Source organism: Solicola gregarius, from assembly GCF_025790165.1.
Lineage (GTDB): Bacteria > Actinomycetota > Actinomycetes > Propionibacteriales > Nocardioidaceae > Solicola > Solicola gregarius.
In genome coordinates this window covers 2,293,149-2,307,836 of sequence record NZ_CP094970.1, presented here as the reverse complement: position 1 = coordinate 2,307,836, position 14,688 = coordinate 2,293,149, and the positions used below count along the sequence as shown (strand labels likewise).

Below are 14,688 nucleotides of genomic sequence, written 5' to 3'. Positions count from 1 at the left end.
AATCTGTGGCACGCAGTGGTCAAGAAGGACCACCGCAGAGCCAGCTGCACTACTCGCTAGCGGTCCCATCGCCCAGCGCGGTCGGCGTGCGGACGTTTGATGTCAGCGCGGCGTGCCGATTGCACGAGAGGAGCTTGTCGTGGCTCGACGAAGCCAGCAGCCGTCAGACGCGCGCCGTCGCGGGCAGCGTCGCGATCGGTCGCGCGTACGCGAACGCGGCATCGCCTCGGTACTCACCCGGGCCGTCCGTGACGTCGAGCGCGGGGTTCAGCAGGGACGGGTGACGCCCGCATTACGCGCGAAGGTCCAGGCCATTGCGCTGTTGATGCGTCAGGCGCGGGCCGACATCAAGTCCGACCAGTCGATGAGCAACAACCGCCGGGCCGGGCAGCTCGAACGTATCGAGGAGGTCGCGGCGAACCTCGCGAGAGCCGCCGCGCGGGAGGCCTCGCTCCTTGAACTCCTGGCCGAAGACGCGGTCGTCTCCGATGAGGCCCGGGTCGTCAAGCGCGAGATGGTCAGGGACGCGGGCCTCGAGGCCGAGTTCGATGACGTCGCGTCGACGGAAGTCGTACCCTCGGAGCCCGCCACCCAGCGCCGGGTCGTGCCGCAGTCGGTCGTATCGCGAAAGCTCGCCAACCCGTTCCTCACGCCCGACTTCAGTGCCGTCGGGCAGAGCAGGTCCGGTCCTCGCCGTCTGGAGAGCTGGGAGCTGCTCGGCCCGCTGTTCAGGTCGTTCGAGTCCGCCAGCGACGGTGCACCCGCCTGCATGACGTTGCCGGAGCCCGCGTCGGTTCAGGTGCCGGGCGAGCTCGAGCTGATGCCGCACCAAGCAAGTCTCATCGCCTCCGTCGCGTCGGGACACCGTACGTTCCTGCTCGCCGACGAGCCCGGCCTCGGCAAGACGGCGCAGGCATTGCTCGCCGCGCAGGCAGCAGACGCGTACCCGTTGCTGGTCGTTGTGCCCAACGTGGTCAAGACCAACTGGGTGCACGAGGCCGGTATGTGGACGCCGAAGAGGTCGGCCACCGCGATCCATGGTGACGGTGAAACGATCGACGGCTTCGCGGATATCGTCGTGATCAACTACGAGGTGCTCGACCGCCACGTCGGCTGGCTCGGCGATCTCGGCTTTCGCGGCATGGTCGTCGACGAGGCCCACTTCATCAAGAACAAGTCGTCCCAGCGCTCGCAGCACGTACTCGAGCTCTCCGATCGGATCCGGTCTCGGGTCGTCCGCCCACTGCTGATGGCCCTGACCGGCACGCCGTTGATAAACGACATCGGCGACTTCAAGGCCATCTGGCAGTTCCTCGGCTGGATCGATGACAAGAAGCCGCTGGCGGCTCTGATGGATTCGCTGGAGGACACCGGACTCACGCCGGCGGACCGCGGCTTCTACCGCGCCGCGCGATCATCGGTGATCGACCTCGGAATCGTCCGACGTCGCAAGGTCGAGGTGGCCGCCGACATCCCGTCCCGCCGCATTGCCGACATGCCGGTCGAGCTGAGCGAGGAGGCCGGGCGCTCGATCCGCGAGACCGAGCGGCGGCTGGCGCGACGTCTTCTCTCGCGTTACGAGAAGGCACTCGAGGCGCGCGAGCCTGGAGTCGTCATCGACGGTATCGATCACGATCTCGTACGCCTGGTCGCCAAGCGGGAGCGCGACTACGAGGCCGCGTCGGACTCCGAGGACAACGTGTTCGCCATGATGCGTCGCATCGGCCAGGCGAAGGCCGACCCGGCCGCCGACTACGCGGCACAGTTGGCCCGAAGTGTCGGCAAGGTCGTGCTGTTCGCCAAACACGTCGACGTGATGGACCGTGCCGAGGCCCTCCTGACCCAGCGAGGCATCCGCCACGTATCGATCCGGGGCGACCAGACGACCAAGGCGCGGCAGCAGAACGTCGAGGCGTTCAGCGAAGATCCCGACGTCGCCGTCGTCGTGTGCTCGCTGACCGCGGCCGGGGTCGGGCTCAACCTGCAAGCCGCCTCCAACGTCGTGCTCGCCGAGCTGTCCTGGACCGATGCCGAGCAGACGCAGGCGATCGACCGCGTTCACCGCATCGGGCAGACGGAGCCCGTCACCGCTTGGCGCATCATCGCCGCGCGTACGCTCGACGGTCAGATCGCGGAGCTGATCGACGGCAAGGCGGGTCTTGCGTCCAGGGCGCTCGACGGTTCCGCCCACGAGGGCTCGGCGGCAGTCGATATGCAGCTCGAGGCGCTCATCGGATTGTTGACCGAGACGTTGTCATCGTCGCACTAGCCGGGCGAGTCAACGATTCCCTGAACAGAACGGATTCGGCCGCTTACAGTCAGTACCAGGCACTATCGCCGGAGTGAGCGTGAAGGAAACCGTGAGTGAGTCAGCACCTCGAGGCCTTGGCAGCGATCGCCACTGCGTCAGTTGAGCCGGGTGCGCTGGCCGGTGGCCAAGCGCTTCTGGTCCTTCAACAGGGCCTCCGGCTGCGCGACGTACACATCTGCCGGGTCGAGGAGCCGGATGGCCGACGGCATATCCAGCGTCTCGACGGCCGGAGTACGGATGGGCTCTGCACGCTGCCGGGGCCGCGGGGACAGCAATCCCTTTCCGAAGTCCGGTCCGAGGAGGGCTGGGTCGCGGGCTTCATGATCCGCAATCCACCGGGTCAAGCCGTCCTCCACCTGGTCTTCGACCGGCGACCAGGTGCCGACGACCTCTCCGCGGGTGTCGTCGCGGCTGCGCTTTTCGGCCGGATGCTCCCGACCACCGGTGATGGCGTCGTACACGACGACCCGGTGACCGGACTGCCCGGCCGGGCCCTGCTCGAACGGCACCTGCTGGACGCGTTCGCCCGCGCCGACCATTCGGTTTCGCTGATCCTCGCCGACGTCAACGGGCTCAAGACGATCAACGACCGATTCGGGCACCGAGCGGGAGACCGGTTGCTCCACCGGGTGGCCGGGATCCTCGCGGACGTCGCCGGCGGGCTCGGGCCGGAGGCGGTCGCGGCCCGCATCGGCGGCGACGAGTTCGCGATCGCGGCCGTCGGCGTAAGTGTGCAGGACGTCGAAGCCGCCACTGCGCGCATCGACGCGGCGGCAGCAGACCTCGGTGACGGCACCGGGCTCGCCCGTGGGTACGCCCGACTTGCCGGTGACGCTCCTGGCAGCAGGTCACCGTCCGTCGCGGTACATGGGCTGCTCGCACTGGCCGACGCCCAGTTGTACGTGAACAAGAGCTCGCATCCCGGGCGCGCGATCCCGACCAAGGCTCCCGCCGAGCCGGTGCGCACCACACAGTCCCTGCTCGCCCAGCTGGACATCGAACTCCGCGCCGACCAGACCGTCGAGAAGCGGCTCGTACACGCAGCGGAGCTCATCGCCGAAGAGGCGAACGCCGCCGCGTGGTGGCTCAGTCGACAGGTCGGTGACGCGGTCGTCGACATCGCGTGCGGGAAGACCCGCGAACGGCCACTGCATTGGGACGAACCCGAGCATCCAGTGGTGCTCGAGCCCAAGGCGTACCGTCTCGACGACTTCTCGGCGACGCGCCTCGCGCTCGCCGGGGCGACCTTCGACGCGACCCTGACCGACGGCCCCGAGGCGGAGCGGGCGATCCTCGCGTACTTCGGATACCGCAGTGTCATCGGTGCCGGCGGCACGGACGACACCGGTAGTGGATGGCTCATCGAGATCTACGGCGACTTCTTGACGGAGAATCTCTCCGGCTGGGGCGCGAACCTGCTCGCGGCCGTCGACGCGGCGCTTGTCCGCGCTCGCTGAGATCTGAGGCGGCGTCAGTCGAGGTCTCTTCGCATGACCAGGCGTGGCATCCCGCTCGCCACCGCGTCGGTGGTGCCGACGACACTAAACCCGGCTCGTTCGAACATCGCCTTCGTGCCGACGAAGGCCATGGTGAGATCCATCCGGCCGGGCGGATCGACGGGATGCGCCTCCACGGCCGGCGCACCGTGCGAGCCGGCATAGGCAACCGCGCCCTCGATCAGACGCGACGTCACACCCTGCCGACGATGCCCCGCGCGGACCACCACGCACACGATGCTCCACACAGCAACGTCGTCGGTGGGCCGGATGAGACGCGAACCCGTCAGCCGCGTGATCTCGGTGCGCGGTCCGATGTTGCACCACCCCACCGGCTCGCCGTCGCGGTACGTCACCACCCCTGGGGGATGGTCACGCTCGCACAGTCGTCGCATGGCCTGCTCGCGACTTCCGGCGCCGAGCTCTTCGATCTCACGAGCCCGCAGTCGGTGCGACAGACACCAGCAGTGGTTCGCGCGACGATTGCGGTTGATGACGTCCGCGAAGTCCTCGAAACGGTCGGGCGTCACCGGGTGCGTCTCCCACGTCATCGGCCCATCCCACCACGGCCCACCGACATCGACGAACGGCAATGAGTTCCGACCCTTGTCGTCGCGGTCGCCTCGCTGGCTAAGGTCGGTGGCGTGCTGCGAGAACTCACCGACGACGAGACCCGGATGACCCGAGCGCGTGCGCATCGGCTGGGTAGTCGTCGCAGCAGCGATGTCGTCGAGGTGGTGCGAGATCTCGTCGGCGTGCAAGCCCAGGACATGCCGGCGGCTCGGATGGCGCTGCGGCCCCGCACCCTCGGTGTCGATGCCGAGGACGTACGCACGAAGCACGACGATGACCGCGCCCTGGTGCGCATCTGGGCCATGCGCGGCACCCTGCACATGATCGCCGCCGAGGACGTCGGCTGGATCGTCGGCCTGCTCGGTCCGATCTTCGCCGCCGCCGACCAGCGGCGCCGCGACCAGCTCGGGCTCGGCGACGATCTGCTGGACAAGGCGGTACCCGCGCTACGCGACACCGTCGCCGAGCACGGTCCGCTCACGCGTGCCGAGCTGGTCGAGAACCTTCGTACCAAAGGCATCTCGCTCGACCTCAGAACCCAGGGCCCCGCTCACTTGATCGGCTACGCCGCCATGACCGGACTCATCTGCCGCGGCCCAGACGTCGAGAAGGGCGAGCCGACCTATGTGCTCATCGAGGACTTGGCCGGGAAGCAGCGCAAGCTCGAAGGCGACGACGCGCTGGCCGAGCTCACGCGTCGCTACATCGCCTCGCGCGGACCGGTGACCGCCGAGGACCTCAAACGGTGGAGCGGCCTGCCCGCCAAACATGCCCGACACGGGTTCGAACTGGTCGCCGAGGAGTTGACCGAGGTCGACGCCGCCAACAACGCGGCCTGGACGATTTCGGGCACCACCCGCAGCAAGCCGCGCAAGGAGCCCTCGGTCGAACTCATCGGCATGTTCGACGAGTATCTCCTCAGCTACGCCAGCCGCGACCTCGTACTCGATCCCCGATTCGCCAAGCGGATCCAGGCCGGCGGCTTCGTCAAACCCGCGGTCCTCCACGACGGTCGCGTGGTCGGCACCTGGGGCCAGAAGCGCACCAAGACCCAGGTCACGGTCGAGGTCGAGCCCTTCGAGAACGCCACCGCCATCGAGCCGCAGATCGAAGCGGCCGCCCACGACATCGGACGCTTCCTCGGCTTGACGGGCGAGCTGCGGATGATCCGGCCGTGACGGGAGCCGCCGACGCGCGGACAGCAATGGGGACGCCGTAGACGGGGCTGAGGGGCAGTCGGGTTCGCCGGCACCCGCACAGCCGATTTTGACAAAGCGCAAACGGATCCGGTGGCGTCGGGTTTCATGGGAGAGGTACCGAGAAGCGCGTCACTGAGCTGCGTCCTTCGCCACCCGACGCAGCAGGCGCACTTCTCACGAAGGAGACGCAGCGATGACCGCCACCGAATCCCCAGCCGCGCTCGCACTGCGCGACCTCCCCCGTGAATGTGTGCACCTGCCCGGCGACGAAACCTACGACGCCGCACGGACCCCGTGGAACCTCGCCGTCGACCAGCGGCCGGCAGCAGTCGTGGTACCTCGCTCGCCCGCCGAGGTCGCCACCGCCGTCCGACTCGCGGCACGCGCCGATCTCCGGGTGGCGGCGCAGAGCACCGGACACGGCGCGGGAGCTCTGGCGGCACAAGCGCTCGACGACGTGGTGATCGTCCGGACCCACGCGCTTGACAAGGCGGTCGCTGATCCCGCACGTGGCGTCGTCCGGGCCGAGGGCGGCGCGCTCTGGGACCCCGCTGTGACTGCGGCGGCCGCGTACGACCGGGCCGTCCTGCACGGTTCGTCCCCCGATGTGGGCGTCGCAGGCTATTCACTGGGCGGCGGCATCGGCTGGTACGCGCGCGAGCACGGGTTGGCGACCAACAGCCTCACGGCCGTCGAGCTCGTCCTCGCCGACGGCACACCTGTCCGGACGGACGCGACCCACGACCCCGAACTGTTCTGGGCCCTACGCGGCGGTGGCGGAAACCTCGGAGTCGTGACCGCTCTGGAGTTCCGGATGTACGACATAGCCACGGCGTACGCCGGGATCCTGATGTGGGACCTCGCCGACGTGGAGCCGGTTCTGCGCGAGTGGGCCGCGTGGGCGCCCAGCGCGCCCGACGAGATCACCACCTCGTTCCGGGCGATGCGGCTCCCCGACCTGCCGGACATCCCCGAGTTCCTGCGGGGCCGCCGGATCGCGATCGTCGACGGTGCGGTGCTCGGCTCCGATGAGTACGGCAGCGAGCTGCTCGCCGGACTGCGGGCGCTTCGTCCCGAGCTCGACACGTTCGCCCGGGTGCCGGCGGCGTCGCTCGTACGACTGCACATGGATCCTGAAGGTGCCCTGCCGTTCGTGTCGGACAGCACCATGCTGCAGGCGCTTCCCGACGCGGCCCTCAATGCGTACCTCGAGCACGTCGGACCGGACGCGGACAGCTCACTGCTCATGGGCGAGCTCCGGCAGCTCGGTGGGGCGCTGTCCCGCCCGGACCCCGGTGGTGTTCTATCGCACCTGGATGCACAGTTCCTCGCCTTCGGCGTGGCGCTCGCCCCAACGCCGGAGCTGGGCGCGGCCGGCCTCCGCGACGCGTCCGCTCTGGTCTCCGCACTCACGCCGTACTCCGGCGGCCGGCAGTACCTGAACTTCTGCGAGCGCCCGGTCGACCTGCGGACCGCCTATCACGACGACGTGTGGCGGCGACTCGTCGACGTACGCAGTGCGGTGGACCCCCATCGCGTCCTCCTCGCCAACCACCCGCTGCCGCGGCCCGAGGAGAGCGGCGCGCCGGCGACCTGACGCCTGCACCACGCTCGCTTACACCCGGGACGACGGCGTGCACGTCATACCCGTCGGCGTACTTGGCCCCTAACAACAGTCGCCGATGCTGTCCTACCCCTGACCGGATCGGCCGATCTCACGCCGACAGCGGATTGACAGCGTTCCGAAAAGACCCCCTCGTAGCGTCCTCGACGTCATGCACGTCAGGAATGTACGGAGGGTCGTCATGCATCGCCTGCTCATCGCGCTCCTCGCGATCGTGGTCACCATCGCCGGCTGCGGAGCACCTCGGGAGTCCGCGGACGGGGCACCCGAGGGACGTACGCTCACCAAGGCCGAGCGCGCCCAGATCTCCCGTGCGGAAGGGATCCTGACCCAGCGCTGCATGAAGCAGCACGGCTTCCGGATCTTCCTCACGGCGCCTCCGAAGCCACCGGCGGATCTGCCGTACGGCAACGACGATGTCGACTACGCGCGCACGCACGGCCTTGCGCGCGGCGAACAGGTCGACCCGTCTCGCGACGGCAACGCCAACGGCCGCTACTTCCACGGCCTGTCGGACACGAGGTCGCGGCAGTACCTGGTCGCGCTCAATGGCGACGTCGCGCACGAGGTGTCCGTACGCATCGGCGGAACCGAGGTGTCCGCGAGTACTCGCGGCTGCACGTCGGCGGCGCAGCGCGCGCTGTACGGCGACTTCGGCCGGTGGTTCCGGACGAGCACCCGCGTGGAGAATCTCGGCGGCCAATACCGGCGCGCGGTGGGGATGAATCCTCAATACCGCAAGGTCGAACGCGCCTGGCGGATCTGCATGCGCCACCGCGGGTACGAGACGAAGAACCCGTCCGAACTGCGCCTCGAATTCAAGGGAACCACCGCCGACGAAAGACGTACGGCGATCGCCGAGGCACGTTGCGCCGAGGCCACCGGCCTGACCCGCATCGGGACGCGGCTCGAGGAGCACTACCAACACAAGGTCTACGCGGACAACACCGCGTACGTGCGGGCATACCAGCAGATGTCCGTACGCGCGCTTCGGAAGGCGAAGCGCATCTCGGTCGCGGCCAACGCACGCGACGGGGGAAACGAACGCAAGGAACTAAAGGAAATGGAGGAACGACTGTGAAACGACTACTGGCGATCTTCGCCATGATGGCCGCGATCGGCGCCGTACTGTTCGTCGGCTCTGGCTCGGCCAGCGCCGGCACGATCGACGACAAGGACTACCCGACCTGCGGTGCCGGTGGGTTCTGTGTCTGGGACGGCACGGACGGCTCGCAGATCACGCGCTTCCGCGCAGTGGGTAACGACGCGTGGCCGCCGTCGATGGTCAACGACGACAACTGGTGGCGCAACAACGGCTACTACCAGCCCGGTGCTGACCACGTGCGTATCTACGACTCGTACACCTCGCCGGATGCGGTCACGCTGTGCATCCACCGCGGGGCGAAGGGCAGCTCGCACGAGAGCGGCGCCACCAAGGCGGCCGACGATCGCGGCAACTACCACCGCTGGGGCGGCGAGTGCACCGCGGGAGAGCCGCAGCTCAACTGAGGAAGCAGGAACGGCCGGAGACATGGGGACGTCTCCGGCCGTTCGGCACCGACTGATGCTGCCCGGCCCCTTGGTTCTGAGCGCGAGCGCTCCATCGCGCGTGCCTTCCGGTGGTCAGGGTAGGTGTACGGAGCCTCGTTTGCGGGGGATCAACTCGATGAACGTTTGACCTGCGGGCACGCTCAGCTTCCTGCCATGGCGGTTGCGCAGGGTGAGTGGAGCCTTGTAACCGTCTTTGTGCCAGCGAGCTCTGGCCATCTTCCCGTCCGCGAACAGCATCGCCTTGCCCGTGCCCCGGAACTCGGTCACCGGAACCGGGTTGCCGCCCGGGTCGACGTAGTCGGCATTGTGCGTCCGGGCCTTGATCACCAGCACGTTGTCGGCGGCGAAGTCGTCGGCAGACTCGACCGGAGCATTGGCCCGCACCCAGCCGTCGCCGTACGGCCTCCAGCGGGTCGTACTCACCGACGAGAACGACACGCTGAACCGGTCGACGGGGGTGCCGCGCCGCAGCGGCGCATCCGAGAACGGCAGGTAGTCCGCGGGCTGCTCGACGTCGTAGAATTTCGCGACCGCCTTTGCCAGATTGAGCATCAGGTCGTACGGCGCCTTTCGCGACGGCTCGCGGAAGAATCCTGCCGACCCTTCGGTGCGCCAACGCACCCCGCGCCGTTCGAGCCGACGCTTGACGACCGGCGCGGCGCCGGACGCGAACAGCGGGCCCTCGGCCGGAAGAACGATGCCGGAGTCGGTGAGGCGCATAGAACGAACCGGGCCGACGACCTCCGGGTAGTCGCTGTGGTAGAACGCGGCCAGCCGCGTCAGCCCACCTTCGACGAGTTCCTCGACGACCAAACCGGCTCGGTCCAGACCGACCTGGGGTCGAGAGTGGCTGGTGTTATCGACCTTGACCACGCTCACCGGCTTGCCCAAGCCATCGCCGGCGACCGGCAACCCAGTCAGCGGAGAGGTCACCACCCGCTTCCCGTGGTCATCTCCGGCCTGACCACCCGGACTCGCGGCATCGTCGCGCACCGCCGCTCTGGACTCGGCGGCGCCGCTGAGGCCCATACTGCTCAAAGCCACGCAGGTAAGTAGAACGACCATGGCACGTACACGGACCGGATGCGTACTGGTGACAGAAATCATCACCCCAGCCTGACGCGACACCCGGGCCGATCGCCAGGCCCTGGTCCGCCGCATGAGACAGATGGGGCGCTATCGCGACGACGCCCTCGATCTGCACGGCGGCGTCGCGCATCTCGCGCAGCAGCAAGAGCTCACGCCGCCCGACCAACTCGACCGGACGGCCGAACAGCGCAGCGAGCTCGTCCTCCAGGTCGAATAGCCTGAAGCCCAGGCGGGCGCCCGGCTTAAAGACGTAGCGCAGATCGACGTCGCTGTCGGCGGTGTCCTGGCCGCGATCGTTGCCCGTAGGATGACGTTCCGTGGACCAGTTCGTGTTTCTGCTGGTGGTGGGCGGGCGTTTCGCGGTGCCGCTGCTGATCCCGCGGTTCCCGATCCCGGCGATCGTCGCCTGCCTGGTCCTCGACGGCATCGACCAGACGATCTTCCAGCTGTTCGGCTACGACCCGCCCGGCTACCAGTCCTACGACAAGGCGATGGACATCTTCTACCTGTCCATCGCCTACCTCACGACCATGCGCAACTGGAACAACCACAGCGCGTTCGTCGTCGCGCGGTTCCTGTTCTACTACCGGCTCGCCGGTAGCTTCATCTTCGAGCTCACCCACGAGCGTGCGGTGCTGCTGATCTTCCCGAACACCTTCGAGTACTTCTTCATCGCCTACGAGCTGGTGCGCACCCGCTGGTCCACCGCGACCGTGCGGATGCGGACCTGGGTGATCACCGCCGCCGCGATCTGGATCTTCATCAAGCTTCCGCAGGAATACTGGCTGCACATCGCCGAGCTCGACGTCACCGACACCCTGCGTGACTACCCGTGGACCCGCTGGCTCCTCGCGTCCCTCATCGTCGGCGGTGCCGCCGTGCTCTGGTTCGTAGTCCGGCCGCGGCTACCCGAGCCCTCGCACGCGATCGAGGTCGGCGCCGGCCCGGTCCCGGCCGCGGTCGACAACGCCGGCGACCTCGCCGCGGTCCGAGTCGCCGGCGGCTGGGTGTGGTCCTGGATGACACTCGAGAAAGTGGTCCTCGTCGGGCTGGTCGCCGAGATCTACGGCCAGATCCTCCCCGGCGTCGACCACGACAGCCTGCAGCTCTTCGTGGCGATCGGCGCGCTAGTGGTCATCAACGCAGGCATCACGCTGCTTGCCTCCCGGCGCCGGTGGACCATCGAGAGTGCGGCGTACGCCGTGCTTGCGCGCATCGCGACGAACGTCGCCCTCGTCCTTCTGGCCGACCGCGTGCTCGGCAGTAGCGGCGCCGGCTGGGACACGCTCTTCTTCCTCTGCTTGGTCAGCCTGATCACAACCATGCACGACCGCTACCAGCCGGTCCTGGCGTACCGCCGCTCCCACGGGACCACCGGCAGCCCGCCTCACCGATCATCGCGATCAAGCACCACTCCGGACAGCGCTCAAGAATGACCCGAGCGACCAGACAGCAGGGCCCAAGTCCGACGCCCGGTCACCGACGAAGCCCCGCTCGCTGCGACGGCCCCACCCCCTCGCTTGGGTAAGGTCTCGCCGAATCTTGTCACCGATATGGCGATACGTTCTCGACCACCGCAGATGAGTTCCCTGGACGGCACGAGTGGCAACGATGTCGAGCAGATCGCGCATGATGAGTGCGGCGACAATGTGCGCGGAGTCAGCCCAGCGGGCCAGCCGCGCGGGGCCGCCGACCTGCCCGCGGGCTGGTATCGAGGACAGGGCCGCGGGTCGTGGCTATGACGGGATTGGTTCGAGCGGTTGCCTGTTGGAGCGCACGGCCGCAACGGCACCGACGAGTGCGAACGCCGCGATTCCGACCAGGAGGTAGATCGACGACTGCTGCATCGTCGATCCGACGTTGACGAGTACGCCCGCGACGGCCGAGCCGAATGCGAGCGACATCAGCTCGACAGTGTTGATACCGGCGGACGCCTTCGTCGCCTCCTCCGACCCGCTGGTGCTTGCCATGACCGCGACGATGACGTGCGGGAACGCGAGACCGATGCCGGACCCGGCGACCATCAGGGCAACGGCCCATCCGATCACGAGCGTTGCGCCCATGTCGTCACGTTGGAGGAGCGCAGCAAGCGTGAGTCCGACCGCGAGGATCGACGGACCGACCACCCGGAGCGCCCGCTGAACGGACTCGCGCTCGGCGTTCGAGCTGAAGATCATCGACGTGGACCAACCGAGAGACACGGTGGCGCCGAGGAAGCCTGCCAGCAACGGATCGAGGCCGCCGAGCTCCTGGCCGAACAGCGGAGTGAACGCCTCGACAACGGTGCCCATCGAGAGCAGACCGACGGTCAGGTAGAGCCACCGAAGCGGTGAGCGGCCCCGGTACGTCGCTGCCGGCAGCACGCTGATCCGCGAGCGACGCTCCCAACCGACGAAGCCGACCAGCAGAGCGATGCCGAGGAGGAGTGCCGCGACCATCGCCGTGTCGTTCTCGAGCACGCCGGCGACACTGATCGCCGCCGTCGCGGCGGTCAACAGTCCGAGCGAAGCGCCCGGGACGGGCTCGGTTGAGGTTGAGCGCTCGGTACGCGGAAGCGCGCGGGGGGCGAGAACGGCGGCAGCGACACCGAGTACTGCGAGCACGACGAACGCGAATCGCCACGCGTCGAACTGCGCGAACGCTCCTCCGACGGCCGGCCCTGCCAGGGTGCCGACACCCCACATGGCCGAGACGAGTGCGGTGGCGCGTGCCCACAGGTGTTTGGGAAGTGACGACTGGATGAGTGCGTAACCGAGGCCGGCGAGCAGGCCGCCGCCGAAGCCCTGGACCGCTCGGCCCGCGAGCATGACCTCCATGGTCGGGCTCGCGGCGCAGATGAGCGTGCCGAACACGAACGGCGCCAGGCCGGACAGGTACGCGCCCGCCGCACCTCGTGCGGCCAGCAGCCTGCTGACGAGCATCGAGGAGACGACCGAAGCGACCATGAAGACGGTCGTGGTCCAGGCGTACAGCTCGAGACCACCGATGTCGCCGACGGCCGTCGGCAACAGGCTTGTGGTCAGGAAGATATTGACCGCATGCAGTGCGACTCCACCAGCGAGCACGAGCGCGGTGGCCAGATAGCGGCGGCCGAGGAGTTCGCGCCACGTGCCGCCTGGGGACGCGGGCGTCGAGTCAGTGATCGTCATACCGACAACCTAGGAACTCAACCATAGTTGAGGTCAACGGTGAACCGCCTGAGTTGTCCATCCTCAGCGAGCTCGCTCCCATCGACAGTCCGAACCGCTTGCGGGGGTCAGAAGGCTTCACCGCGTTGACTGTCCATCGCAAGCGGGGTCTAGTGCCGCGAGCGCGCAGGCTATCGCCACTGTGCGCCATAACAGCCGCGAGGGCGCCAAGGCCGTCGCCTGACTTCTCGACGCCGCATCGTAGGTCCCCCGTCGCCCAAAATCGGTCGTTTCCGGGCAGCGCCTGCGTGAGCCGCCTTCGAGGGACATGTGGCACTCGTCGCGGGTGTCGGTCGTTTGGGCGGATGGTTTCGGCCATGAGTATTGGGCATCGTCTTGTGGCCTAATGCCGGCGGCGTGGACGGATGCGGTCGGTTCAGTCGGTGTATCCGCACTTCTTGTCGAGTCGGCGGTCGAGGCGTGGGTTGACGAGCTCGGTTGGGACTTCGCCGCGGAACACGAAGGTCGCTATCGTCCGTACGGGACTGCTGCACGATTAGGTGACAGTTTGGTTAGGCCGCCAGTGCGACCGTCTGGTTCACGATGGTCTCGTACTCGGTGGGGGTCAATCGGCCGAGCGCGTCTTGTCGGCGTCGGCGGTGGTAGTTCCGTTCGATCCACGTGATGATCGCGATCCGGAGGTCGTCTCGTGTGTTCCAGCGGCGGCGGTCCAGGACGTTCTTCTGCAGCAGCGCGAAGAACGACTCCATCGCGGCGTTGTCGCCGGCGGCGCCGACTTGGCCCATCGAGCCGGCCATGCGGTGCCGATCAAGTAGAGCTTGCCTTCGTCGGTTGGGTGTTCGGTGATATCGGTTAGCCACAACCGATTCGGCGCATCAGCAGTGAAGTCGCGTTGGACTAGGTCGTCGTGGACCGGTGGCCCCGGCTTCTTACCGTTCTTGCCACGCCTCTTACCGAACACGCTCCACCAGCCGTTGGTCGCACAGATCCGCCACACCGTCCGATCGACAACCGCATAGCCGGTGGCTCGGACCTCATCGGCCAGATACCGATAGCCGAACTCCGGGTCGTCGCGGTGGGCATCGAAGACGGCGTTGGTCAGATACGTCTCTCCGAGTTCTGTACTGGTGATCGGGTCGCCCAGCCACCGGTAGTACGGCTGACGAGCGATCTTGAGCACCCGGCACGTCACCGTGACGGGGACACCGTCGACGGCCAACTCACGGACGAGCGGGTACATCATTTTGGGTTCACATCACGCGACAGATACGCAGCCGCCCGCCGCAGGACCTCGTTCTCCTGCTCCAGCAGCCGGACTCGCTTGCGCAGTTCGCGGTTCTCTCGCCCTTCTTCAGCGGTAAGGCCAGGACGACTTCCGTCGTCGACGTCGGCCTTACGCAGCCAGTCTGCAGACACGTCTCGGAGATCCCGAAATCCTTCGCGATCTGCGCGATGGTCTGCTCCGGACCACGATCGCGAGCGACCCGGACAACATCGGCACGGAACTCCTTCGGATACGGCTTCGGCATGATGCGCATCCTTCCAGCAGCACCTCACGGCACCACAGATCAGATGTCACCTATCCGTGCAGCTGTCCCTAGGTACCACGTCGCGATTGCGGTCGAACAACGGAGCAGCCCTTCAGGACACGAAGGACCGTTGGTCGCAGCGATCACGCCGTTTGTCGCGGAGTCGC

At 67.6% G+C, this 14,688-nt stretch carries 13 protein-coding genes and 1 pseudogene; 9 read left to right on the top strand and 5 right to left on the bottom strand.

Going from position 1 to position 14,688, the window contains the following annotated elements; genetic code table 11:
* Positions 1 to 139 precede the first annotated feature (139 nt).
* A complete protein-coding gene (locus L0C25_RS11465) occupies positions 140 to 2,269 on the top strand; it encodes a DEAD/DEAH box helicase (protein ID WP_271636625.1) in 2,130 nt (709 codons plus the stop codon).
* Between the two features lie 137 nt (positions 2,270 to 2,406).
* Here L0C25_RS11465 and L0C25_RS11460 read toward each other — a convergent pair whose 3' ends face one another.
* On the bottom strand, positions 2,407 to 2,772 hold the full coding sequence (locus L0C25_RS11460) for a hypothetical protein (protein WP_271636624.1): 366 nt from the start codon (positions 2,770 to 2,772) through the stop codon (positions 2,407 to 2,409).
* Positions 2,773 to 2,781: 9 nt separating this feature from the next.
* Here L0C25_RS11460 and L0C25_RS11455 point away from each other — a divergent pair, with 9 nt between their 5' ends.
* The gene (locus L0C25_RS11455; protein ID WP_271636623.1) at positions 2,782 to 3,768 is read left to right on the top strand and encodes a GGDEF domain-containing protein; all 987 of its coding nucleotides are present in this window, start codon (positions 2,782 to 2,784) and stop codon (positions 3,766 to 3,768) included.
* Between the two features lie 14 nt (positions 3,769 to 3,782).
* On the opposite strand, the gene L0C25_RS11450 is transcribed toward L0C25_RS11455, so the two are convergent.
* Complete coding sequence (locus tag L0C25_RS11450; RefSeq protein ID WP_271636622.1) at positions 3,783 to 4,358, bottom strand: GNAT family N-acetyltransferase; 576 nt, start codon at positions 4,356 to 4,358, stop codon at positions 3,783 to 3,785.
* Positions 4,359 to 4,451: 93 nt separating this feature from the next.
* Between L0C25_RS11450 and L0C25_RS11445 the strand changes: the two genes are divergently transcribed.
* The 4 genes from L0C25_RS11445 (at position 4,452) to L0C25_RS11430 (ending at position 8,712) form a co-directional block, all read left to right on the top strand.
* Entirely contained in the window at positions 4,452 to 5,558 is a 1,107-nt protein-coding gene (locus tag L0C25_RS11445; protein ID WP_271636621.1) for a winged helix DNA-binding domain-containing protein, read from the top strand.
* Positions 5,559 to 5,772: 214 nt separating this feature from the next.
* On the top strand, positions 5,773 to 7,176 hold the full coding sequence (locus tag L0C25_RS11440) for an FAD-binding oxidoreductase (protein ID WP_271636620.1): 1,404 nt from the start codon (positions 5,773 to 5,775) through the stop codon (positions 7,174 to 7,176).
* 208 nt (positions 7,177 to 7,384) lie between these two features.
* A complete protein-coding gene (locus tag L0C25_RS11435; protein WP_271636619.1) occupies positions 7,385 to 8,284 on the top strand; it encodes a hypothetical protein in 900 nt (299 codons plus the stop codon).
* On the top strand, positions 8,281 to 8,712 hold the full coding sequence (locus L0C25_RS11430) for a hypothetical protein (RefSeq protein ID WP_271636618.1): 432 nt from the start codon (positions 8,281 to 8,283) through the stop codon (positions 8,710 to 8,712). Before L0C25_RS11435 ends, L0C25_RS11430 begins: the two co-directional genes overlap by 4 nt.
* Positions 8,713 to 8,826: 114 nt before the next feature.
* Here the strand turns inward: L0C25_RS11430 and L0C25_RS11425 are convergent, their stop codons facing one another.
* The gene (locus L0C25_RS11425) at positions 8,827 to 9,882 is read right to left on the bottom strand and encodes a DUF3048 domain-containing protein (protein WP_271636617.1); all 1,056 of its coding nucleotides are present in this window, start codon (positions 9,880 to 9,882) and stop codon (positions 8,827 to 8,829) included.
* 31 nt (positions 9,883 to 9,913) lie between these two features.
* Between L0C25_RS11425 and L0C25_RS11420 the strand changes: the two genes are divergently transcribed.
* The 3 genes from L0C25_RS11420 (at position 9,914) to L0C25_RS11410 (ending at position 11,585) form a co-directional block, all read left to right on the top strand.
* A complete protein-coding gene (locus tag L0C25_RS11420; RefSeq protein ID WP_271636616.1) occupies positions 9,914 to 10,060 on the top strand; it encodes a hypothetical protein in 147 nt (48 codons plus the stop codon).
* A 100-nt stretch (positions 10,061 to 10,160) separates the two neighbouring features.
* The gene (locus L0C25_RS11415; RefSeq protein WP_271636615.1) at positions 10,161 to 11,279 is read left to right on the top strand and encodes a hypothetical protein; all 1,119 of its coding nucleotides are present in this window, start codon (positions 10,161 to 10,163) and stop codon (positions 11,277 to 11,279) included.
* Between the two features lie 144 nt (positions 11,280 to 11,423).
* Complete coding sequence (locus tag L0C25_RS11410) at positions 11,424 to 11,585, top strand: hypothetical protein (RefSeq protein ID WP_271636614.1); 162 nt, start codon at positions 11,424 to 11,426, stop codon at positions 11,583 to 11,585.
* On the opposite strand, the gene L0C25_RS11405 is transcribed toward L0C25_RS11410, so the two are convergent.
* Positions 11,580 to 12,992 (bottom strand): MFS transporter, encoded by a 1,413-nt coding sequence (locus L0C25_RS11405; RefSeq protein ID WP_271636613.1) that lies wholly within the window; start codon positions 12,990 to 12,992, stop codon positions 11,580 to 11,582. The two genes, L0C25_RS11410 and L0C25_RS11405, sit on opposite strands and share 6 nt — an antisense overlap.
* 551 nt (positions 12,993 to 13,543) lie before the next feature.
* A pseudogene (locus L0C25_RS11400) lies at positions 13,544 to 14,521 on the bottom strand (IS3 family transposase).
* Between the last annotated feature and the right edge of the window lie 167 nt (positions 14,522 to 14,688).